This window comes from Bacillus sp. AY2-1 (genome assembly GCF_008368965.1).
Classification (GTDB): domain Bacteria; phylum Bacillota; class Bacilli; order Bacillales; family Bacillaceae_G; genus Bacillus_A; species Bacillus_A thuringiensis_S.
In genome coordinates this window covers 1-20,782 of sequence record NZ_QPEL01000031.1, presented here as the reverse complement: position 1 = coordinate 20,782, position 20,782 = coordinate 1, and the positions used below count along the sequence as shown (strand labels likewise).

Here is a 20,782-nt window from a genome sequence, read left to right as displayed (position 1 = left end):
CTTTTCTCATTTTATAGTGCTGCGTTTACATCTAATCTTTCTTTTATCGAATAATTCGTTTTTAACCAATGCGCAATATTTTCAATATCCGTTGAGAATATACGGTCATTTGTAATAGAAGGTACTTGCTGACGACCTTGATGGTAGAAGCTCTTCGTCACTGTACTCATGTTTTCAATACCACGATATTCTGCTGCTTGCATTGCACAAATCATCTCAATTGAAAGAACACGTCTTGCATTTTGAATAATTTGATGTGCATGGCGTGAAGCAATTGTTCCCATACTTACATGATCTTCTTGGTTAGCTGACGACGGGATTGAATCTACACTCGCTGGATGTGCTAACGTTTTATTCTCAGAAACAAGTGATGCTGCTGCATACTGCATAATCATTGCACCAGACTGAAGTCCTGGTTCTGGACTTAAAAATGGAGGTAAATCATTTAATTGCGGATTTACTAAACGCTCAATACGACGCTCCGAAATATTTGCAAGTTCCGCCATTCCTACTTTTAAGAAGTCCATCGCAAACGCAATCGGTTGACCATGGAAATTCCCGCCCGAAATTACTTTTTCTCCGCCATCAAAGATTAGCGGATTATCCGTTGCTGCATTCATTTCAATTTCTAATTTTTCTTTCACATAATTCAAAACTTGCCAAGAAGCACCGTGTACTTGCGGGATACAGCGAAGTGAATAGGCATCCTGTACACGTAGTTCTCCTTGTTTTGTTGTTAACTTACTATCATGAAGAATGTCACGAATTCTACTTGCTACATCTACTTGCTCTTTATAACCACGTGCTTTATGAACATTTTCATCAAATGCATCAATAATGCCTTGTAACCCTTCAATTGTCATCGAAGCAATTAGTTCAGCTTGATACGCCGTTGCTTCTGCCTCTATATAAGAAAGAACTCCTTGTGCTGTCATCGCCTGCGTACCATTAATTAACGCAAGACCTTCTTTCGCTTCAAGTTCAATTGGCTCAAGCCCTTCTTCTGTAAGAGCAACCATTGCATGAACGCGTTTCCCTTTATAGAACACTTCACCTTCGCCTAATAATACGAGAGCGAGATGAGATAAAGGTGCTAAATCTCCACTTGCACCAAGTGAACCTTGTTGCGGGACAACTGGGTGAATTTTACGATTTACAAACTCAAGAAGCATATTTACAACAAGCGGTCTAACACCAGATACTCCTTTAAGCATCGTGTTCGCTCGTAAAATTAACATACCGCGTGATACTTCTTCAGGGAATGGATCGCCTATACCGCATGCATGTGACTGAATTAAATTGTGTTGAAGTGCCTTTACATCATCTTTTTGAATAAGCACATCACTGAACTTTCCAAATCCAGTTGTAATACCATAAACGACTTTTCCGTCCTCGACAATTTTCTCAACAACTTCGCGGCACTCCGCCACCTTTTGCATACTAGTTGGACAGGCTGTTACACCTTCCCCTTCAAGTAACAATCTCTTCATTTCTTCAATTGTCAATGTGTGTCCTGTTAACGTAATCATTCTTTTTTTCCTCCTTAAAAAGGCAAAAGGGGACCTTATCTTTTTAAGACAGACTTCTGTCCTAAAAAAGTAAGGCCCCCTTCTAACTAATAGACTATGGGCAAATCATATGTGATTAATTCCTAAACCAATCGCCTCATGCTCAGATCCTTTTACAGGTGCACCAATCGTTCCATATAGCGCAACAGCAACCCATTCGCCTTCTTTTTTTCCGTCGTATGGTCTACCGCGCACAATCGCAAATCGAAGTCCTACTGTACGAAGAACGTCTGCTAACTGAATTTGACCTCTCGTCACTCCGTACAATGCTTCCATAATTGCATGATAAAGTGCATGTGTTTCTCTGTAAACATCTGTTTCAATAACTTGGTTGCTCTTAGCCGCTGTTTCCATTGCTGCTACAACTTTTTGCGAATTCATCGAACCCACTTTCCCCGTACAATACTTCCAACCTTTTGGAATAGATAATACAGGGCTTTCATTCTCATCCGCAAGTGCCAACAACATGGCCATACGACCAATTCGATGTGTTCCTTGAAGAAGCATGTGACTCTCTCATTTCTTTTAATTATTTGAATATTTCTTAATTTAAGAATATATGAAAACGGTTAAATCGTCAATAGTTTAAACTCACATTCAAACATTTTTTTCATCTCCTCCATTTGTGTACACAAATGATTTACACAAATTTTTCAGACATGCTATAGTCTCACTAACAGATGCAAAGGGGCGATATTTCAATGACGAAGCGAAAAGATATTCATTTTCGAATTGAAGAAAAATTACTTGAAAGGTTTGAATCTGCACTTCAATATGAAGGTTTAAAGAAAACCGACGTATTAACACATGCGATTCAGCAATTTTGCACGAAGGTGGAATGTGAAAAAATGAATGATGTAAAACGGCAATATAGCGTCAGTAACAATTTACAAACACGTATCGATACGCATAAACATTACGAAGAAAAACAAGTGAATTTAGATGAAATCGTTATTGAACATTTACAACTTCAAGGGGAAGAAAGCATATTAGAGGTTGGGTGCGCTAGTGGAAAATTCCTTTCCCTTTTACAAACAAATGGTCATAAAGGCCCATTAACCGGGTTGGATCAATCCGAAGCTATGCTTGCTCAAGCTGCTAAGACGAATAACTTAATAGAATGGAAACGAGGGGATGCTAATAAACTTCCTTTTGAAACAAATTGTTATGACCTAATAATTGCAAGACATATGTTATACCATGTGAAAGACGTTGAAACAACAATTCAAGGATTACATAAAGTAATTCGTCCCGGCGGCTCACTTTTAGCTACAACAAATTCTAACGTTACACTACCTCGTATAATTGAAATGTGCAACCGCATGTTAGACGCATTTGATTTACCGAAAACAACATCATCAGTCACTCCATTTTGTTTAGAAAACGGTAAAGAGATATTACAATCCGTTTTTCCAACTGTTGAAGAAACAGTTATTCATAATGCGCTCGTTTTTCATCATGCTACCCCAATAGTAAACTATATTTCTAGCATGTTTCCATCGCTAAATATACCCGATAATATGTATCTTCAAGCCGAGATGAAAGAATGGCTAACAGAAGAAATCAACAAGGAATTATCTCTCCATAACGGTATATGGCGCGATCCAAAAACGTTAGTAATTTATCGGTGTAAAAAAGAAAAAAGCTAGCATTTGCTAGCTTTTACACGTTTTCTCGTAAAAGTTTCTCCATTACTACATTGCCTTTACCACAATAAAAATTTGTATTATGTTCGTCTGCCACTCCAAAATAAGAGGCAATCACTATTCCAAATGCTACAAATGCATGCCCCTGTGCTGTAATAATATTTGAATGTTTCACAACTTCTTCATACACAAAATTTTTTACTGGAAAACAATCGAATTTTTGATAATCTATGGTCGCAGTATAAGAAATCCCCTTAAATAAGCCTGCTTTTGCTAGCGCATACGGTCCAGCGCAAATTGCCGCCACTAATTTTTCTTGTTCATGAAATTGACGAATGATTGAAAAAAGAGTTTTTGCATCTTTTAACTGTACTTCTTCTCCACCTGGAATAAGTATCCCCTCATACTCATCTACACGTACTTCACTTACTTCTATATGCGGCTGCACTTGCAACCCAGTTTCACTTATAACCAATTCCTTAGTTAAACCTACTGTAATGATGTCATATTTCTTTTTCAGCAATGCTGTAGCTACCGTTATTTCAAACTCCGCAAATGTTGGATATACGAATAAAAGTATTTTTTTCATAACGCTTTCTCCTTCAACCATCTCATAAAATATGCCTCTAATTCGTCCACTGTTAATCTATTCGTGTCCAAATAAGTTACAGGAAATTGTCTATACCAATCTTTTTCCGTTTCTACTAATTTAAATTGCTCATCAAATGTACTTCGTTTTCTTGTCCTATCGTTATTTTTTCTATCATATACATTCTTTTTCGTCACATCTAAATAAAAAATAGCATCTGAACGACATTCTCTTAATTTATATAATTCATCTTTCAATCCAGTTTCTATATCCCACTCTTTCCCTATAATCATTGGATAAAAAAGTGTATAAAATTCAATATCTTCAGGTCCACGATCAAAAATAACAACTGAATCTTTCACATTTTGAAACTCCTTTATTTTTACTTCGATAAACATTTTTTGATTTATGATAAACCCTTCTTTTGAATTCACATCCAAATTTAATTGCTTTCGCTTTTCTACAATTGGATAAGGATTTTCATATATAACCGAATATCCTCTCTCTTCTAATCTTTTAGCCAATGTTGTTTTTCCGCTTGCCATCGGCCTTTGCAGTGAAATTACGTATGCCATGCCTCTCATTCCCTTACACTTTAGTACACCTATAATATACAGAAATTTGAAAACTCTCAACATTATATATATCATCTTGTTTCTTATTCTTATCTAACTTATAATGAAAAATAGAGATTATGACGGACGCATCAATAATGTAAGCTTGGAAATCCAAGCTTACATTATTTTTTGCTTTCCCTTTTCTAATAAAAAGAGTATACTAGATTGGAACGTATGTTCTTAATAATTACATACAGTAAGGAGATAGAACAATGGTATACGACACAAAAGCAATTTCTTGGAATGAATCTTTAAAACAACTTCAACGCCGCTATACAAACAAACAAGTTGACCGAAAAGAATTTGAGGATATTGAACTGATGGAATTCTTCCGCGATAACGACTACATTTCTTTACCTACACATATAAGCGGCCTATCAAAAACACGTTTTACTTCTTACTCTATTTTCACAACTGAAGATAAAGATCGTAAAGTTGGCACACTTATTATTGAGTATGTTGAAGACGATAATAATAATTTATGTGTTGAACAACTATACTTCGTTTAAACTATAACGCTTGGTCAAAATGACCAAGCGTTCTTGCTTTCTATTAATCTCACTGTATATAATATGAATAAAAGAAAACCGTAATCATTAAGGGGGGATATGCTTGCTCGAAGGATGGTTCAGTTGGTTCATTGTATTATGGACGGTTATTTTATTAGGACTTATGTCTATCGGTGGATACTTTATGTTCAGAAAATTTTTAAAACGATTACCAAAAGAAGACGGCATGTCCATTTTGGATTGGGAAGAACACTACATAAATAAAACGAGACATTTATGGGCTGACGAACAAAAACAATTGTTAGAAGAGCTTGTAAGTCCTGTTCCAGAACTATTTCGCGATGTTGCAAAATCAAAAATCGCTGGCAAAATTGGGGAACTTGCATTACAAGAAAATGCCTCTCAAATTACACAAGACTTAATTATTAAAGGATATATCATTGCCACACCAAAGCGTGATCATAAATTTTTAATTAAAAAACTACAAGAAAAAAAGATTGATTATTCTAACTATCAATCTTTACTCGCAAAGTAACTTCATATTATTTTCGATAAAAAAGACAGCGCCTTTGACGCTGTCTTTTTATTTGGTACATATACAGTTTTTAAGTTAGCTTCATATCTTTTTCATTATAAAAACCATCTTCTTTTTCCATTTCCTTCTGTAATTTCGTAAAGGAACGATACATTGCAATTCTCCATGACACAATCATCGCAAACGCAAGTAAGAAGAACATGCCACTAAGTTGTCCTAAATCAAGAGATTGGCTTAAGTATGTTTTAAATACAATCCGCACTACAAGTAATCCAATTAATATAAAAACAAAGGCTTTTGAACGCTTCAAATAAATCTCTTGTCCTCTAATTTCAAATTTAGATGTTTTAATAAGAAAAATAGAGAAAATCAAACCGACACCAATTGCTTCTAACATTTCTGCTGGAGTTAATCGAAATTCAGGAAAAACATACATCAATGCGCCCGTACTCATAAAAAATGGTGGAAGTATAATTTTTTTCAATGTTGCAGGTTTCTTAGCTGCTTTTAAACGAATAAACATCGCACCGACAGCCATACAAACAGCAACGATACTGGATAAAACAACTATGTTCATATTTTCTCATCCTTTTTTGTGGCTATATGCAAAATATACTTTCATTATATGCTTTTCCGTTAGTATTTCCAACATTTTCGCAGAATAATACTAAAAACCGGTAAAACCACCAAATAAACTTGAGAAATATACGATAATTTTCGTCATCCAGTTAAAGTATAAGAAGACACCCATAACAATCATAATATATCCTCCGATTTTCATGAAGGCCATACTATTTCTTTTAATCCAAGACATTTTCGTAATAAAGAATGACAGTACGAAAAACGGGATAGCAAATCCAAGTATGTAAGCAATCATGTAAATCATTGCAGATTCTGGGTTTGTTGCTGCTAATCCAATTACGGACACTAGAATTGGTCCGGTACATGGCGTCCATCCTGCTGCAAAGGCTAATCCAATTAGTACTGATCCAAAATAGCCACTTGGACGATTTTTAAATGTAAATTTACGGTCTTGCATTAAAAATTTCGGCTTAAACACCCCGACAATAATTAAGCCGAACACGATGATAAAGATACCACCTAACTGTCTGATTAAATCTTTATAGTCAGTAAAGATTCCTCCAATAAAACTTGTACCAAATCCAATTGCAATAAATATAATTGAAAATCCAAGTAAGAAAAACGCTGTATGTATCATACTTCTTTTGCGAAGCATTGCATTTTCTTCTTTCAATTCAGAAACCGACATACCTGTTATGTACGATAAAAATGCCGGATAAAGCGGTAAGCAACATGGGGAAATAAATGATAAGAACCCGGCGCCAAACGCTAAAAAAATACTAATATCTTGCATCATTCCACTCCTCTCCCTAAATATTGTAACAAAAACACATAAAAATACTATGAACAATTCGTGAAATCACTTTTACAACGTGGCAATAAGAAAAACCACACTTCCCCACAGTTTCTAATAAAACGTTTTCATTTCCTTCTATTATATAGAAAAAACTCAAATGGATTATGAAACTCCTTTAATTGTTATTAACATAACAAAGGTAACATAGTTTCTCAAATAATTAGCACGCTACTAGTACGCCTATTTACATATTGGTTTAAAAAATATTTTTTTCAAATGCTGTCTCTATACAATGCAAAGTTGATTTTATAATACTTCTACTATTAATAATTTCAAGATTATGCATAAATATCATACTTTTATTATTATTCTATAAAATGTCATACTTTTCTTTCATTTGACCCTTTATTTCTAATTTTGTATACTTCCCTCTAGTTATATATTTTCGATACGGAACAACTTCATATAGATGGGAGGAATTTTTCATGCTTCGTTATTCTCTTTTAGTTTTATTAGGAGCGTGTAGTTATGGAATTTTAGCTATTTTTGTTAAGCTTGCATATGCAGAAGGATTTTCACTTGGAGAAGTAATTGGCAGCCAATATTTGTTCGGTTGGATTATTTTGCTTGCTATTACACTTCTATTTTCTAGACATCGCGTTCCTTTAAAGCAAGCATTACTTTTATTCGTTGCAGGAACATCTGCAAGTTTTACCGGAATTTTTTATTATGCTTCATTAAAAACTGTACCAGCTTCTATTGCAATTATTCTTTTATTCCAATTCGTTTGGGTCGGAATTATCATTGAAGCAGTCGCAACAAAAACATTACCTTCAAGAGAAAAAGTTATTTCTGTTATTTTCTTACTTGTAGGGACATTTTTATCCAGTGGTTTACTAGAACAATCAGCAGGTGCTTTCGATACGACTGGAATCATTTTAGGTTTATTATCTGCTGTTACATTCGCAACATACATTTTCGTGAGCGGAAAAGTTGCTGTTGAAGTACCTTCATTACCGCGCGGTGTTCTCTTAATGACTGGTGCTTTAACTTTAGTCATGATTGTATTTCCACCAACATTTATTTTTAATGGTGCCATTTCTCAAGGTCTTTGGAAATACGGTTTAGGATTAGGAACATTTAGTATCGTAATTCCATCTATTGCCTTTACAATCGGGATTCCAAAAATCGGTTCTGGCTTAGCGACTATTCTTGGTGCAGCGGAACTACCGGTTACAACAATTATGTCAGTATTCGTTTTAAAAGAGGCTGTACTATCTTCACAATGGTTCGGTGTATCACTTATTTTAATCGGGATTGCAATCCCGCAAATTGCATACGCAATGCGTGGACGCGGACGTTATCGTAAACATCATACGCATAAAAAAATAGCAGCATGAACGAGAGAGGATTTTCATTTGAAAATCCTCTCTTTTATTGTTGTATACTTATAGTAAAGATTTTGCTGAAGAAAGAAGGCATACTACATGGTATCTATTTCAAATCAACTAAAAGAAAAACTTATTTCCATCCGTCGACATTTACATGAGTATCCAGAACTATCATATGAAGAGTTCGAAACAACAAAAGCAATAAAAAATTGGTTAGAAGAAAAAAACATTACTATCATTGATTCCAATTTAGAAACAGGAATTATCGCTGAAGTGTCTGGTAATAAAAACGGACCAATTGTAGCAGTTCGTGCTGATATTGATGCCCTTCCTATTCAAGAAGAAACACATTTGTCCTATGCATCTAAAGTACCAGGGAAAATGCATGCTTGTGGACACGATTTTCATACAGCTGCTATTTTAGGTACTGCTTTCTTATTAAAAGAAAGAGAATCTTCCCTAAATGGAACGGTTCGCTTCATATTCCAACCAGCTGAAGAAAGTAGTAATGGCGCTTGCAAAGTTATTAATGCTGGACATTTACGTAATGTGCAAGCGATTTTCGGCATGCATAATAAACCTGATTTATCAGTAGGTACAATTGGCATTAAAGATGGTCCACTGATGGCCGGAGTTGATCGATTTGAAATTGAAATTCACGGAGTTGGTACACACGCGGCTGTACCAGATGCTGGCGTAGATCCTATTGTCGCATCCTCTCAAATTGTGATGGCACTGCAAACAATTGTAAGCCGAAATATAAGTTCATCTCATAATGCAGTTGTTAGTGTTACAAATATTCATGCGGGAAATACGTGGAACGTGATTCCTGAAAAAGCTACGTTAGAAGGAACTATTCGCACGTTCCAAGCTGAAACACGTGAAAAGATCCCAGCACTCATGGAGCGTATTATTCAAGGTGTGTCTGATGCATTAGGTGTAAAAACGGAATTCCGTTTTTTTTCAGGTCCTCCTGCTGTTCACAACGATAAAGCTCTTACAGACTTATCTACTCAAGTTGCCACAAAGATGAATCTTAATATCATCTCGCCTAATCCGTCAATGGCTGGAGAAGATTTTTCATTTTACCAACAGGAAATACCAGGTTCATTCGTCTTTATGGGAACGAGCGGTACACATGAATGGCATCATCCTGCTTTTACAATTAATGAAGAGGCACTGCCTATAAGTGCAGAATACTTTGCTTTACTAGCCGAAAGAGCACTTAAACAATTCTCATAAAAAAAAGCCGTTCAAAGTGCATCTCAGCACTCTGAACGGCTTTTCTAATTAAGTTAAATCGCGTTTTAAAAACACAGTATATGAAATACATAAAAATACAAACAAATAAAGTAGTAACATACATGATGCAAACGGGAATGTTACTCCATCAATAAAACTTCCATTCTTTGAAATACTATATAAATCTGTATTTGCTGGCAATAAATATTTCGCCCAGTTATATCTAGTGGCTGCTAATAACGCAATATTGCCTGATAAAGCAAGGAATAGTGAAATACCAATTGCACCTCCACTAGATCTCGTTAACACAGAAATCATAAATGCAAACGATGCATACACAACCGTTGGTAACCACGATAAAACATAATATTTACTTGCTTCTACAAAAATATTTTGTTTTATTATATTTCCATCTTGGAAAATAAACTCACTCCATGCAGGCTGTTGGAATTTATAAATAACAAGTCCACATAAAGCTGAGAAAATCATATTAAATATAAACAATAAAGCTGCAAATATAACGATTGCTAAAAACTTTGCTGTTAAAATTTTAAATCGACTCGCCGGACGGATTGTTAAAAACTTATATGTTCCCCAGCTATATTCATTCGCAAAAATTGTACTTGCATACACGAGGATAAATGGGAGCAAAATTGGAAATACGATAAAACCTGTATCTCTCATGAAAGAAAGTGGGGAACTGCTTGCCGGTGCTGTATCCGTATCTAAATGCTTCATCTTAAGCTGGTATTCTTTTACAAGCTCATCCCCTGATTTTTCTGCTAAAATAGCTTCTTTTTTCATGCCAAGCTTTTTCTCAATTTCTACAGTACGTTCTGTATAATCTACTTTCCATCCTTTTGTTTCCGGTTCAAAATACTTTACCGTAACCCACCCTAATCCGATTATTAATACTGCAATAACCGCAAATGGAATAATCGTTCGCTTCCGCTTAAATATTTTATACAGTTCGTTATATACTAAATTAAACAATATCTTTTCCCCCTGTTAATTCTAAAAATTGCTCTTCTAACGTTTTTCTTTCTTCATATACACGATACACTTGAATGTTTTTCTCAAGCAATGTACGAATAACATTTGGGATTTCTTCATCTTTTACGTTAATAATTAATTCATTATCTTTTACTAAAACATCATGCCCTAACATTTCCGCTGCTTTATTCGCATCATCTACACGTATACGGATCGTCTCCATCTCTTCACTTTGACTATGCTGAATGTTTTGCGTAGCCACATATTCCCCGTGCTGAATAATGATAACTCTGTCACACATTAATTCAACTTCTGAAAGTAAGTGACTCGATACAAGTACAGCTTTTCCTTGTTCATGTGCAATTTTTTTTATGTACATTCTCATTTCATGTATTCCACTAGGGTCTAATCCATTCGTCGGTTCATCTAGTACCAACACATCCGGATCGTGAATAAGCGCCTGAGCGATTCCTAAACGTTGTCTCATGCCAAGTGAATATGCTTTTACTTTACGATTAATTACTTGTCCCATTCCTAACAATTTCACTACTTCATCGATACGTTCTTCGGTCACATTACCATTCATTCGTCCGAAATATGTTAAATTTTCATACCCGCTCAAAAAAGGATAAAATTCGGGTGTCTCAATTACCGCCCCAATTTTCGCAGCGGTTTTTTCAAATTGCTGTTTCACAGATTGACCATCAATCCATACTTCACCTTCTGTCATACGGATCATACCAACCATCATTCTCATTAAAGTCGTTTTTCCAGCACCGTTTGGTCCGAGTAAACCGACAACCTCGCCTTTTTTCACTTCAAAACTAATATTTTGTACAAGTGTCTTTGAGCCAATTCGCTTCGTTAACCGATCGACTTTTACAATTGATTGTTCATTTGTCATTCTATACAACCTTTCCTTCCCATTCTTTGTCAGGTCTTTTCACTGTAACATGATTATTTTTATGTGTAAAATGAACACTCCCCCACTTAGCAAAGCTTGAAGTGGGGGTTTCTAACGTTTCGACCTAACGGACGATTAACGTCAGAGGAGTTAACACATTAGCGAGCTGTTTCACGCCTAACCCCTCTATCCCATTTGTCCATGCATTTGGGATTACTTTTCGTAAAATGTTAGCCGCAGCATTTACATCAGCATTAATTAAAGTTTTATTTGCTGAACGATATATGCCGCGCTCTATTCGTTTTCCTGAAAAAGTTGTATTTTGGTCATTTTCTCCATACGTTGGAATGAAGTCGTTATCCAGAAAACTTGCTTTCGATGTATATGATTCTTCAGTTACAACAACTTGAATGCCTACAGCATTTGCTTTGTATGTAATCATTTGAATCAGTAAATTGTGCGGGATATGACAAAACGATTGGTTATTTCTTTTTCCCATATTCGTTTCTTGTTTCCAACTTTTGTTTTGACCAATAACGATTTTACAAACTTCTTCTTCTTGAGCTAGTTTTACGATATGGTGACTAACTTTATGGAAGACGTCTTTTATTTTCAAGTAACGTTTTTGATGAAGTTTTTCTATCCTTTTAGAAGTAAAAGGTCCTTCATTCGTTTGTTTTCCATTTCTAAGAATGCTTGTAAAATGACTCTTCATTTTGTTGTAATATTGATTTATGCTTTTGACATGTTTGCCCTTAACAAGGACAGGTTTCATACCTGTGTTTGTTACGATGGTTGCAAGGTTATCAATCCCTAAATCAATACTCATATAACGAGCATTCTCTTCAATCATTTGTTGTTCAGAAGGAACATCAATTACCAATTCCACTACATATTCATTGTATTTTGGAATCACACGAACTTGTTTCAGTTTACCTTCAGTGAAACCTAGTTTCCCAATATTTAATTGTAATTTCGTCTTTGGAAACTTTAAAAATCTACCGTTTTTAATGATACAATCTTGGTTTGTATACAGAATCTCTTTTTCAGAAGAACGAATATACTTTGGAATCCTAGGCGTTCCAGCATATTTGTTTGGATTCTTTTTATAGTCTTTTAAACTAGCAAAAAAAGATTTCCAATTTTGGAACAAACCCTTCATGATTGACTGGCTACATTGCGTAGGCAAAGCTCGATAATCATTTTGAATCATAGCCTTAAATAGTGCATCTAGAAAGTTGTAATCTACATAAGGTTTTTCAAAATTAGGTTCTGAAAACAAATTACATGTAATCTCTTTCTGTTCTTCTTTAGGCTTTAATTTCTCTTTTTCCAATTTCTTCCGATAGGCAAGAAGTTGTGTGTCATTCATCTTATCAATATTTTTATGAATATTATCCAGAACTTCTTTTTGCAAAGGCTGCAACTCTTTTTCTTGTGTTAATCCAGTGTACACCTGGCGTATATAAAAGTTTGTGGTGTTATACATATTCTTAGCGTTATGACAACATTCTTGAAAATAAGAATACATACGATGCCCTTTTTTAATCCAAATTTGAAGAGTTTTATAGTTTGATGGATTTTCCTTTGTCATTTTATTCACCTCCTTGTTAAGGATATTATAGCAAAAAAGAACGTACGTTTCTGTTTTTCTTGAAAATAAAATATTTCTTTCGATTCACCTCACCACCTTCATTTACGTTTAGAGGTGGGAGTCCTCTCAAAAGGCATTTCAAGAAAAAGGCATGATTTCTCATGCCTTTTTCTTGAAATGCAACGAATTTTTATCTTGTAAACTTTGAACAAATCGAAAACATTGCACCATCGATAATAGAAGGATAACAATCATAATTATACTCACTACTACTATTGCATATATTGTAATTGGCGCACTATTTACTCCTTGTATCCCTGCGATTTTCATAAAGATAACCGTAAATAATTTCAAAAATAGCATCCCATTAATTAATCCGAAAACAAATGCTGCTCCATAAATGAATAATTGCTCCTGACATAATAAACATAGTACTTCTTTTCTTTTTATATTTTCTGCTACATAAGATGTAAACTCCTCTCTCCTCACTAGCAAAAAGGAGGACATCATTTTATATGTAGTAAAAATACATATGAAAATTAGTACAATAAACAGTGTGTAAAAATACATTTGAAATACAAATGTATCCCCTACTTTCAAAATAGCTCCTTCATTAAATTGTAACGATATCATAAAAAACAAAATCATAGTACTCATAGCAATCCAAATAAATTGCTTCATCCTTTTGGTAGCAAATGTTCTAATATTTTTTCTCGCTAACCGACATAAAGACATAAAATTCTTCCCCTACCTTATTACATACGCATTCTATACTACTAGTGTATAAAAATATGACATTTTAAACATCGCACTACAATCGGAATTTCTTCTAAGTCTTTAGTCCTAGAAAACGAAATGATAAAAAAATCACATTTAGAATATAATTGTAAAAAGGAGGAGATTGCATGCGTATAAAATTACTATCAATCTTGTCTTTATTATTACTCACAAGTTGTAGCCAACTAATAAACAATGAAGTTGCCACTGTTGAGCCATACAAATTAACAAAAGAGCAAGCTTCTATTTTACAAATGACTCCTTTTCAAGAAGGAAATAGCATGTTTTATAACGTTACGCTTAAAAATGATAAAGATGGAATAAATGCTACAATTGATTATTATAACAATGGTAAAAAAACAAAAGAAATTGCTTACATTGCTACCTCACATTTTCTAGAAAAGAAAATAAAACTCTCTTTCATATCGCCATACCCCTACTTTAATGAAGATGTACCAGAAAAAGGGCAATGGTATATTAATATTAATGGTGGTGCAACACTTGTTCCTGAAGAAGCGCCACCAATCGTAAATAGCTCTGCAACTACTACAATCCAATCTATAAAAAATTTAAAATACAATCAAAAAACGATTTTAGCTGCTGTAATCCAAACCAGTAAAGAAACTGTAATCGTTCCTATCATTGATGAAGAAACAGGCATTGATCTACTCTTAAAAGAAAATGAACACGTTTATCTATTTAGTATCGAGCTAAAAAAAGAACAATAAAGCGGAAATGCAACTTAAGTTGCATTTCCGCTTTATTGTTTAATAAGGTGTACTTTTATGGATCTGAATTAAATCCATTTTCTGTTACTACTATTACTCATCTTCTACTTCTATTCTTTTCTTCTCTCTTGCAATTTTTAAAAACTCTAGTAGCTCTGGATTACTATTCATTTTTTTGTAAGCCACTGACATTTCTGCAACAAAATTAGAATCATATAACTCTTTATATACAACTTCTGTTTTATATAACTTATTTGCCGACACGGGTATTACTGTAATTCCAATTCCCGCCGCTACAAGCCCCATAACTGTTTGATATTCCGTCGCTTCTTGTACAATATGTGGACTAAACCCTACATCACGGCAAAGTGATAAAATTGTATCGTATAACGCTGGCCATACGGGCCTTGTAATAAATACAAACGGTTCGTCTCTTAAATCTTCAATATGTATTTCATCCTTTTCAGCAAGTGGATGTGCCTTCGGTAAACATAACGTACAAGAAAGCCTTTGAATTGGCTCTAATTCTAATAATTGTGTTGGAATTGGCGGACGTAAAAAGCCAATATCAATACGGTTATCATGAAGTGCATGAACTTGATCTGGTGTTGACAATTCATGTAATGCAACAGACACTCTCGGAAATTTCTTTCTATATTCCCTAACAATTGATGGTAAAATATCGTATATCGCTGCACCTACAAAACCAATTGAAAGTGATCCCACTTCTCCCCTTTGCGCACTTTGTGCAACTTCTACTGCTTTTTCAATTTGTTCAAACGCTTTTTTTACTTCTTTTAAAAACATTTCTCCTGCTTCTGTTAGTTCAACCTTTCTTTTCGTTCTTGAAAATAATGTAACTCCCATTTCTTTTTCTAATTGCTGTATTTGTTGACTAAGTGGTGGCTGTGTCATTTGTAAACGAGCAGCCGCCCGTCCAAAGTGTAACTCTTCTGCCACAACAACAAAATATTGCAAATGCCGTAATTCCATTTTTGGACACCCTTTTCACTTTCGATTAATATGTCTAATATATTAATAACATATAATTTATATATTAGACAAATATTTTGAATGAACGTATAGTAGAAATTGTTAATTCTTTTTTACAATTTTTATGTAAAAAAAGAAAGAGGTGGTTACTGTATGAAATGGTGGAAGTTAAGCGGACAAATTTTGTTACTATTTTGTTTCGCTTGGACAGGTGAATGGATTGCAAAACAGGCACACCTCCCAGTTCCAGGAAGTATAATCGGTATTTTTTTATTATTAATTTCATTAAAATTTAACCTAGTTAAAAAAGAATGGATACAGGACGGAGCAGATTTTTTATTAAAAGAACTTATTTTATTTTTCATCCCTTCTGCAGTCGCTGTCATACGTTACAGAGATACACTAACACAATATGGAATCGATCTCATTTTAATTATTATGATTAGCACTCTTTGCGTTACCTTAGTTACAGGACTTTTAACAGAATTGCTACTAAAGCGGAAAGGATCAACGCAATGATTGGATTTCTTTGTTTACTATTAACACTATTCACATATTGGATATCAAAAAAAATGTATCAACGTTGGAATTGGAGTCTACTTTCTCCTCTTCTCGTCTGTCCCATTATTTTAATTGCTTTATTGCTCGGATTAGATACACCTTATGAAACATATGAATCTGGTGGTCACTGGTTAACTGAATTATTAAAACCCGCAACAGTTGCTTTTGCATGGCCAATCTATAAATACTTTGATTTATTAAAGAAACATGGAATGGCTATCTTACTTAATGTCATTGTCGGTTCGTTTTTATCAGTCATTACTTCAGCACTACTAGCAAATTATTTTCAAATTGATTCATCACTAGAACATAGTTTAGCGCCACATATCGTAACAACACCAATCGCAATGGCTATTTCAGAAATGATTGGTGGTATGTCACAATTAACTGCTGTATTTGTCGTTTTAACTGCCTTAACAGGAGCATTGCTCGGTCCTTCTCTCATACGTATTTGCCGTATTAAAACAGCAATCGCAAAAGGTATTATGTTAGGAACGAGCGCAAATGGAACCGGTACATCAAAAGCATTCGAAATCGGTCCTGTGGAAGGAACAATTGCAAGTTTATCCATGCTTTTAACAGCAGGCGCTAGTTTGGTTATCGTTCCGCTTTTCTTGTCTTGGATACATTAAAGAAGCAAGTATTTACATACTTGCTTCTTTATTTATATATTGGCACAGCAATTCATAATCCTCTGGAAAAGCTAAACACAATTGTTCAACTTCATGTATCCCTTTCCAAGCAATTTCATGTATTAACTCATCAGGATCTTGGATTTTCATATTACCGCCTATTTGTTTAACAAAATAATAATGGACATACACTGGAATTCCGTATGTAATACCCTCTTTTTCATATATTTTATTTACAACTTCCACATTGTAACCCGTTTCTTCCCAAACTTCCCTGATACAACATTCTTCTAGTGTCTCTCCCTTTTCAAGTCCTCCACTTGGGACAGACCACCTTTTTTCTTCTCCCTCTTTGCCCTGCAATACCATTAAAACTTCATTTTTTTCATTTACACATACCGCTGCACTACCTATCCATCTCTCCATAAACATCCCTCCCCTACTAAAATTCGCCTTCTTTATTATTTTCCCCTTGAAAAAAAGAGGAAAATAATAAAACAACGACGAAAAGTTACATCAACTTCATAGACAATCCCTTCTTAGAAATTAAAACTGGAAGGATGAAAATATGATTTCTAATTATGTTGTGGAATGTGTCTTTTGTGAAGAAAATCGAAAACCTCGCCAAGCTATTGTCACAGTTCCCGCCACTACTCAGCTACTAGCCCTTGAAAAAGTGCGCGCGGAATGCAAACGTCGCTTCGGAAAAACTGTATTATTGCAAACAGAAATTAAAGAAGAAATAATTTTCGAACAAAAAGAAAGCTGACCATAAATTGGTCAGCTTTCATATCCGATCATATTTTCACATGAAGATTAGGGGCATCCTCTTTAAGGATCGGGATTTTCCCATTATGTACGTTCCATAATGGTCATCGAACAATATATTTCTATGCAATTAACTATTGAATAGAATAGGGCAAAACTTGTTCGCATTTTTAGAAAAGGGATAGGGATATAATTCAAGTAGTACTTCGAATACTCGAACTTTACACTCATAATATTAAAACAAATCCTTTTATATGGGAAATATGAATTACCTATATAATTCATTCGTAAAATATATTAATAGTTTGCTATATTAATTTTATCCCGCTATTTGTAGGCAGTAACCCCCTGCTGATTATAATTTCACTTTATTCCATCAATAGCATACATCCAGCTAAAACCGGTGTCATAATCATCGAAAACCTCAAAAGCGTTCGCGGTGCATAATTTGTAAACTTCGCACCAATGTATGCCCCTAACATGGTCCCAATCAATACTTGCAATAACAATATATAATCTAAATATCCTTCCGAACTATATCCTAGCCCGCCTCCAATTGCAATCGGTAATATAACAAGCATTGTTGTCCCTACAGATTGCTGAATCGTAAGTCCCAATAGAACCATTAATCCAAGTTGAATAAACGGTGCAGAACCAATCCCAAATGAACCAGCCATCATTCCAGTAACTAATCCAAGGCATACACATTTCAACAAGTAGTTCACGGAAAACTCTTTATGTTTATATAAAGACGACTGTTCTTTTTTTTGGAACATAATTAATTTAATAAACATAAAAATTGCCGATAAAAATAACATCCCAGCTGTAAACCAATGAAGAAGATGTGCTGGTATAAGTGAACCAAATTTAGAACCAATATAAGAGCCAATTGCGCCAAATCCCCCAACAATGCCGCCTATAATAAGTGCAACATTGCCTTCACGGTAATGACTTACAACACCTGATAATGTCGTAAATGCCATTGCAGTTAAAGATGTTGCAAGAGCAACATGAATAGGAATTTGGAATACTAAAGTGAGTATCGCGATAATAAACCCAGCTCCTCCAGCTCCAACAAATCCTAATAAAATACCCATTACTAACATTGTTATAATAATTGCCACAGACTTTCCCTCCAGTAACACAATTATCCATCATATTTATCCTTACATACAAATAAAAAGCATCCTAGACGGATGCTTTTTATTTCAATGATATGTACTTAATCTTGATTAATCAAAATAACTGCTGGACCAGCGACCACCACTCCAGCTACTTCTATCTTTTCAAATTCCTTTACTGTAATAGAGATAACTCCTTCTCTTTCCATCAATTCTTTACTCAGGACATCAGTCGGGATTGCTTTCACCGTCTTACCTCCTTTTCATTTATACAATATGATAAAATGAAACTTTAATCAGTGGGGGTTTTGTCCGTACTTATTAATTATTACCCCTCACCAATCGGACTAATAATCACCCAATGCATCTATATATATGCATCACCTCCGCTTTCATTCCTTATTCCACTCAAAAACCTTCTCCCCCTTCCGTGACATATTGAAAAATAAAAAAGAAGCTATAACATATAGCTTCCCTCTACATTTCTTTAATCTTTATGCACCGTATATTCCATGACTTTTCCATCTCTATCAAATTGGAAAACAAGCTGTTCGCTATCTATTGGAATAAAGCCACGTTCAGTCCCAAGATAATACAAAGTGATAACTCCTTCTTCCCCACTTCTCGTGTCCGTTGAAGCGCCTAACAATTGTGTAATTTCTTCATTTGATTTCCCTATTAATTTATATTTTTGTAATAGATCATCTACCATATGTATCCGTTTCTCTGCATGATTTAACCATCTATTTTGATTAAACTTTGACGTATATTCATTTACACTTAGTTGTACAGTGCATACTATTAATGGTATGAGTGCTACTATTAAAACCCCAGACATTTGCTTCTTTTCTTCATTACGATTTTTAGAAGCATATAAAATAACCCTTTGAACCATGACTAATAAAACAAATGGTATGAATACTACAAAAATGCTCCTTACACTTAAGGGCATATGGATCATATCGATGACGAATATAAATAGAATGTACATTACTATATACAAACAAAAATAGACATACAAAATGCCACGTAGCATAGCGCTCAGAAAGATCCCCCCTTTTAACTCACTATATAATTCATCCTGCTAATCATTTCTCGAATCTGTTCTAATTCTTGCACTGTATATACTATTTTCCCTGCTAAGATTTCATTTCTGAAGAACGTTACAATTTGCTCCCGATCTTTTAATCTAGGTGTTTCCTCACTAGAAAGATCTATTATTTCTTTTCCATTTTCATTATAAAAATATACAACTGGTTTTACCTTTTCTTTTATACTATTAGTCTGCATTTCTTTCAAACAATTGTATAAAATTTGAGATAGTTTCTTCGCCTTATATACTGGATTCCCTTCATTTTTCACTTGTATAGTTGACGAATCTTTACCTACTATATATTCAAATGTCTCTTCTTTTTCAACTTCTTGTTGATACTTACCCATTTCATCAATCATAAATGAATATATACCAGCATTTTCTTTCGTTAAACCATGAACTAATTTCTCTTCCCATTCTTTCGTCTCAAGTAGATAAATACCAGTTTTGCACAAGATGAGATGATGGATTCGATTATCGTTTATTTCACTATTATTTTTAATAAAAACATTCGGCATGATTTGAATTTCAGCATCTAATATGATGCCTTGCTCTATGAATCCTCGCTTCATATAATGTAATGTTTCGTACGTATTCATTTCAGCGCCGTTTTTAGTATATTCTCGTAAATTTGCAATTAATTTTTGAAACATATGTATTTCATTATTATGTTTATTTTGTATTTCACTACGTTCTTTACTATGCTGCACAGCTAATTGATTTTTCATCATACGCATATTTTCAATTTCTCTATTTGCACTTACTTGTAAATCATTGTATTTTTTCTGTTCCATATTTTTCAAATTATTTTGTTGTTCTGTATGCTCTATCACCGTAGCTGCAATTTCATTTTTATACGTTTCAATCGCTTGTTTCTTTTCAAATTCTACTTGCTGACTCTCTGATTCTAACTGTTTATTTTTATAAAACAGCACAAATACTACAGCTAATAATATTAAAACCGCACCTATTAGCACATAATTCATATTTTTACCCCTTTATTTCATTTTCGATTATTTTTTATAAATATATCTACTATAGTATACTATGGTTTCGATACAGACTTTGTAAAAGTTGTATATTTTTAATAAAGTGAAACTTTAATCAGTGGGGTTTTGTTCCTTCCCCACTGATTATTAGTTG

26 protein-coding genes are annotated in these 20,782 nt (G+C 34.2%); 9 read left to right on the top strand and 17 right to left on the bottom strand.

Annotation, left to right across the window (positions count from 1 at the left end; all coding sequences use genetic code 11):
* Window positions 1–11: 11 nt before the first annotated feature.
* Window positions 12–1,529: a histidine ammonia-lyase gene (hutH, locus tag DN403_RS08550; protein WP_000631844.1), complete on the bottom strand. Its 1,518-nt coding sequence runs from the start codon at window positions 1,527–1,529 to the stop codon at window positions 12–14.
* A 105-nt stretch (window positions 1,530–1,634) separates the two neighbouring features.
* On the bottom strand, window positions 1,635–2,075 hold the full coding sequence (gene hutP / locus DN403_RS08545; RefSeq protein WP_000926515.1) for a hut operon transcriptional regulator HutP: 441 nt from the start codon (window positions 2,073–2,075) through the stop codon (window positions 1,635–1,637).
* A 194-nt stretch (window positions 2,076–2,269) separates the two neighbouring features.
* Here hutP and DN403_RS08540 point away from each other — a divergent pair, with 194 nt between their 5' ends.
* Window positions 2,270–3,217: a class I SAM-dependent methyltransferase gene (locus tag DN403_RS08540; RefSeq protein ID WP_016098818.1), complete on the top strand. Its 948-nt coding sequence runs from the start codon at window positions 2,270–2,272 to the stop codon at window positions 3,215–3,217.
* Window positions 3,218–3,230: 13 nt separating this feature from the next.
* On the opposite strand, the gene DN403_RS08535 is transcribed toward DN403_RS08540, so the two are convergent.
* Together DN403_RS08535 and DN403_RS08530 are read right to left on the bottom strand one after the other, a co-directional pair.
* Window positions 3,231–3,803, bottom strand: coding sequence for a DJ-1/PfpI family protein (locus tag DN403_RS08535; RefSeq protein WP_000722190.1), 573 nt, complete (start codon window positions 3,801–3,803; stop codon window positions 3,231–3,233).
* Window positions 3,800–4,378, bottom strand: a complete 579-nt coding sequence (locus tag DN403_RS08530; protein WP_016098819.1) for an AAA family ATPase — start codon at window positions 4,376–4,378, stop codon at window positions 3,800–3,802. Before DN403_RS08530 ends, DN403_RS08535 begins: the two co-directional genes overlap by 4 nt.
* Before the next feature lie 254 nt (window positions 4,379–4,632).
* On the opposite strand from DN403_RS08530, the gene DN403_RS08520 reads away from it, so the two are divergent.
* Together DN403_RS08520 and DN403_RS08515 are read left to right on the top strand one after the other, a co-directional pair.
* Window positions 4,633–4,929: a hypothetical protein gene (locus tag DN403_RS08520; protein WP_000262400.1), complete on the top strand. Its 297-nt coding sequence runs from the start codon at window positions 4,633–4,635 to the stop codon at window positions 4,927–4,929.
* 103 nt (window positions 4,930–5,032) lie between these two features.
* Complete coding sequence (locus tag DN403_RS08515; RefSeq protein ID WP_000889371.1) at window positions 5,033–5,464, top strand: DUF2621 domain-containing protein; 432 nt, start codon at window positions 5,033–5,035, stop codon at window positions 5,462–5,464.
* Window positions 5,465–5,534: 70 nt separating this feature from the next.
* Here the strand turns inward: DN403_RS08515 and DN403_RS08510 are convergent, their stop codons facing one another.
* The 3 genes from DN403_RS08510 to DN403_RS32165 all read right to left on the bottom strand — a co-directional run bounded on the left by DN403_RS08510 (window position 5,535) and on the right by DN403_RS32165 (window position 7,005).
* Entirely contained in the window at window positions 5,535–6,041 is a 507-nt protein-coding gene (locus DN403_RS08510) for a CcdC family protein (protein WP_001028640.1), read from the bottom strand.
* Between the two features lie 90 nt (window positions 6,042–6,131).
* A complete protein-coding gene (ccdA, locus tag DN403_RS08505; RefSeq protein ID WP_001152674.1) occupies window positions 6,132–6,839 on the bottom strand; it encodes a cytochrome c-type biogenesis protein CcdA in 708 nt (235 codons plus the stop codon).
* 16 nt (window positions 6,840–6,855) lie between these two features.
* Window positions 6,856–7,005: a peptidase T gene (locus DN403_RS32165; RefSeq protein WP_074790237.1), complete on the bottom strand. Its 150-nt coding sequence runs from the start codon at window positions 7,003–7,005 to the stop codon at window positions 6,856–6,858.
* A gap of 322 nt (window positions 7,006–7,327) precedes the next feature.
* Here DN403_RS32165 and DN403_RS08495 point away from each other — a divergent pair, with 322 nt between their 5' ends.
* Window positions 7,328–8,242: an EamA family transporter gene (locus DN403_RS08495; RefSeq protein ID WP_000947042.1), complete on the top strand. Its 915-nt coding sequence runs from the start codon at window positions 7,328–7,330 to the stop codon at window positions 8,240–8,242.
* 87 nt (window positions 8,243–8,329) lie between these two features.
* Window positions 8,330–9,475 carry a M20 peptidase aminoacylase family protein gene (locus DN403_RS08490; protein ID WP_000253665.1) on the top strand — a complete coding sequence of 382 codons (1,146 nt, stop codon included), beginning with the start codon at window positions 8,330–8,332 and terminating at the stop codon, window positions 9,473–9,475.
* 48 nt (window positions 9,476–9,523) lie between these two features.
* Here the strand turns inward: DN403_RS08490 and DN403_RS08485 are convergent, their stop codons facing one another.
* From DN403_RS08485 to DN403_RS08470, 4 genes are all read right to left on the bottom strand, one after another.
* The gene (locus tag DN403_RS08485; protein ID WP_000482759.1) at window positions 9,524–10,468 is read right to left on the bottom strand and encodes an ABC transporter permease; all 945 of its coding nucleotides are present in this window, start codon (window positions 10,466–10,468) and stop codon (window positions 9,524–9,526) included.
* Window positions 10,461–11,372: an ABC transporter ATP-binding protein gene (locus tag DN403_RS08480; protein ID WP_000180626.1), complete on the bottom strand. Its 912-nt coding sequence runs from the start codon at window positions 11,370–11,372 to the stop codon at window positions 10,461–10,463. The genes DN403_RS08485 and DN403_RS08480 overlap by 8 nt, the downstream gene beginning before the upstream one ends.
* A 124-nt stretch (window positions 11,373–11,496) precedes the next feature.
* Window positions 11,497–12,966: an RNA-guided endonuclease InsQ/TnpB family protein gene (locus tag DN403_RS08475; RefSeq protein ID WP_000159708.1), complete on the bottom strand. Its 1,470-nt coding sequence runs from the start codon at window positions 12,964–12,966 to the stop codon at window positions 11,497–11,499.
* Between the two features lie 159 nt (window positions 12,967–13,125).
* Window positions 13,126–13,701 carry an FtsX-like permease family protein gene (locus DN403_RS08470; RefSeq protein WP_016098821.1) on the bottom strand — a complete coding sequence of 192 codons (576 nt, stop codon included), beginning with the start codon at window positions 13,699–13,701 and terminating at the stop codon, window positions 13,126–13,128.
* A gap of 170 nt (window positions 13,702–13,871) precedes the next feature.
* Between DN403_RS08470 and DN403_RS08465 the strand changes: the two genes are divergently transcribed.
* Window positions 13,872–14,471: a hypothetical protein gene (locus tag DN403_RS08465; RefSeq protein WP_001220626.1), complete on the top strand. Its 600-nt coding sequence runs from the start codon at window positions 13,872–13,874 to the stop codon at window positions 14,469–14,471.
* 93 nt (window positions 14,472–14,564) lie between these two features.
* Here the strand turns inward: DN403_RS08465 and alsR are convergent, their stop codons facing one another.
* Window positions 14,565–15,464 carry an acetoin biosynthesis transcriptional regulator AlsR gene (gene alsR / locus DN403_RS08460; protein WP_000423233.1) on the bottom strand — a complete coding sequence of 300 codons (900 nt, stop codon included), beginning with the start codon at window positions 15,462–15,464 and terminating at the stop codon, window positions 14,565–14,567.
* 153 nt (window positions 15,465–15,617) lie between these two features.
* On the opposite strand from alsR, the gene DN403_RS08455 reads away from it, so the two are divergent.
* The gene (locus DN403_RS08455) at window positions 15,618–15,983 is read left to right on the top strand and encodes a CidA/LrgA family holin-like protein (protein WP_000872365.1); all 366 of its coding nucleotides are present in this window, start codon (window positions 15,618–15,620) and stop codon (window positions 15,981–15,983) included.
* A complete protein-coding gene (locus DN403_RS08450; RefSeq protein ID WP_000578954.1) occupies window positions 15,980–16,657 on the top strand; it encodes an LrgB family protein in 678 nt (225 codons plus the stop codon). Before DN403_RS08455 ends, DN403_RS08450 begins: the two co-directional genes overlap by 4 nt.
* 12 nt (window positions 16,658–16,669) lie before the next feature.
* On the opposite strand, the gene DN403_RS08445 is transcribed toward DN403_RS08450, so the two are convergent.
* The gene (locus DN403_RS08445) at window positions 16,670–17,083 is read right to left on the bottom strand and encodes an NUDIX hydrolase (protein ID WP_000442973.1); all 414 of its coding nucleotides are present in this window, start codon (window positions 17,081–17,083) and stop codon (window positions 16,670–16,672) included.
* Between the two features lie 142 nt (window positions 17,084–17,225).
* Here DN403_RS08445 and DN403_RS08440 point away from each other — a divergent pair, with 142 nt between their 5' ends.
* Window positions 17,226–17,426 (top strand): DUF3903 domain-containing protein, encoded by a 201-nt coding sequence (locus tag DN403_RS08440; protein ID WP_000625226.1) that lies wholly within the window; start codon window positions 17,226–17,228, stop codon window positions 17,424–17,426.
* Between the two features lie 367 nt (window positions 17,427–17,793).
* On the opposite strand, the gene DN403_RS08435 is transcribed toward DN403_RS08440, so the two are convergent.
* From DN403_RS08435 to DN403_RS08420, 4 genes are all read right to left on the bottom strand, one after another.
* On the bottom strand, window positions 17,794–18,549 hold the full coding sequence (locus DN403_RS08435) for a sulfite exporter TauE/SafE family protein (protein ID WP_000974665.1): 756 nt from the start codon (window positions 18,547–18,549) through the stop codon (window positions 17,794–17,796).
* A gap of 98 nt (window positions 18,550–18,647) precedes the next feature.
* Window positions 18,648–18,794, bottom strand: a complete 147-nt coding sequence (locus DN403_RS08430; protein ID WP_000644411.1) for a BC1881 family protein — start codon at window positions 18,792–18,794, stop codon at window positions 18,648–18,650.
* A 239-nt stretch (window positions 18,795–19,033) separates the two neighbouring features.
* Window positions 19,034–19,582 (bottom strand): hypothetical protein, encoded by a 549-nt coding sequence (locus DN403_RS08425; protein WP_000943748.1) that lies wholly within the window; start codon window positions 19,580–19,582, stop codon window positions 19,034–19,036.
* Between the two features lie 23 nt (window positions 19,583–19,605).
* Entirely contained in the window at window positions 19,606–20,625 is a 1,020-nt protein-coding gene (locus DN403_RS08420) for an NERD domain-containing protein (protein ID WP_001110282.1), read from the bottom strand.
* Window positions 20,626–20,782: the final 157 nt, after the last annotated feature.

Bases quoted from the DNA above. Each gene is read 5' to 3' on its own strand.
- DN403_RS08480 (WP_000180626.1), bottom strand. From the start codon at position 11,372: ATGACAAATGAACAATCAATTGTAAAAGTCGATCGGTTAACGAAGCGA.
- DN403_RS08530 (WP_016098819.1), bottom strand. From the start codon at position 4,378: ATGGCATACGTAATTTCACTGCAAAGGCCGATGGCAAGCGGAAAAACA.
- DN403_RS08490 (WP_000253665.1), top strand. From the start codon at position 8,330: ATGGTATCTATTTCAAATCAACTAAAAGAAAAACTTATTTCCATCCGT.
- DN403_RS08445 (WP_000442973.1), bottom strand. From the start codon at position 17,083: ATGGAGAGATGGATAGGTAGTGCAGCGGTATGTGTAAATGAAAAAAAT.
- DN403_RS08520 (WP_000262400.1), top strand. From the start codon at position 4,633: ATGGTATACGACACAAAAGCAATTTCTTGGAATGAATCTTTAAAACAA.
- DN403_RS08510 (WP_001028640.1), bottom strand. From the start codon at position 6,041: ATGAACATAGTTGTTTTATCCAGTATCGTTGCTGTTTGTATGGCTGTC.
- DN403_RS08450 (WP_000578954.1), top strand. From the start codon at position 15,980: ATGATTGGATTTCTTTGTTTACTATTAACACTATTCACATATTGGATA.
- DN403_RS08540 (WP_016098818.1), top strand. From the start codon at position 2,270: ATGACGAAGCGAAAAGATATTCATTTTCGAATTGAAGAAAAATTACTT.
- DN403_RS08420 (WP_001110282.1), bottom strand. From the start codon at position 20,625: ATGAATTATGTGCTAATAGGTGCGGTTTTAATATTATTAGCTGTAGTA.
- alsR (WP_000423233.1), bottom strand. From the start codon at position 15,464: ATGGAATTACGGCATTTGCAATATTTTGTTGTTGTGGCAGAAGAGTTA.
- DN403_RS08535 (WP_000722190.1), bottom strand. From the start codon at position 3,803: ATGAAAAAAATACTTTTATTCGTATATCCAACATTTGCGGAGTTTGAA.
- DN403_RS08455 (WP_000872365.1), top strand. From the start codon at position 15,618: ATGAAATGGTGGAAGTTAAGCGGACAAATTTTGTTACTATTTTGTTTC.
- hutP (WP_000926515.1), bottom strand. From the start codon at position 2,075: ATGCTTCTTCAAGGAACACATCGAATTGGTCGTATGGCCATGTTGTTG.
- DN403_RS08425 (WP_000943748.1), bottom strand. From the start codon at position 19,582: ATGCTACGTGGCATTTTGTATGTCTATTTTTGTTTGTATATAGTAATG.
- DN403_RS08465 (WP_001220626.1), top strand. From the start codon at position 13,872: ATGCGTATAAAATTACTATCAATCTTGTCTTTATTATTACTCACAAGT.
- DN403_RS08495 (WP_000947042.1), top strand. From the start codon at position 7,328: ATGCTTCGTTATTCTCTTTTAGTTTTATTAGGAGCGTGTAGTTATGGA.
- DN403_RS08470 (WP_016098821.1), bottom strand. From the start codon at position 13,701: ATGTCTTTATGTCGGTTAGCGAGAAAAAATATTAGAACATTTGCTACC.
- hutH (WP_000631844.1), bottom strand. From the start codon at position 1,529: ATGATTACGTTAACAGGACACACATTGACAATTGAAGAAATGAAGAGA.
- DN403_RS08475 (WP_000159708.1), bottom strand. From the start codon at position 12,966: ATGACAAAGGAAAATCCATCAAACTATAAAACTCTTCAAATTTGGATT.
- ccdA (WP_001152674.1), bottom strand. From the start codon at position 6,839: ATGCAAGATATTAGTATTTTTTTAGCGTTTGGCGCCGGGTTCTTATCA.
- DN403_RS08440 (WP_000625226.1), top strand. From the start codon at position 17,226: ATGATTTCTAATTATGTTGTGGAATGTGTCTTTTGTGAAGAAAATCGA.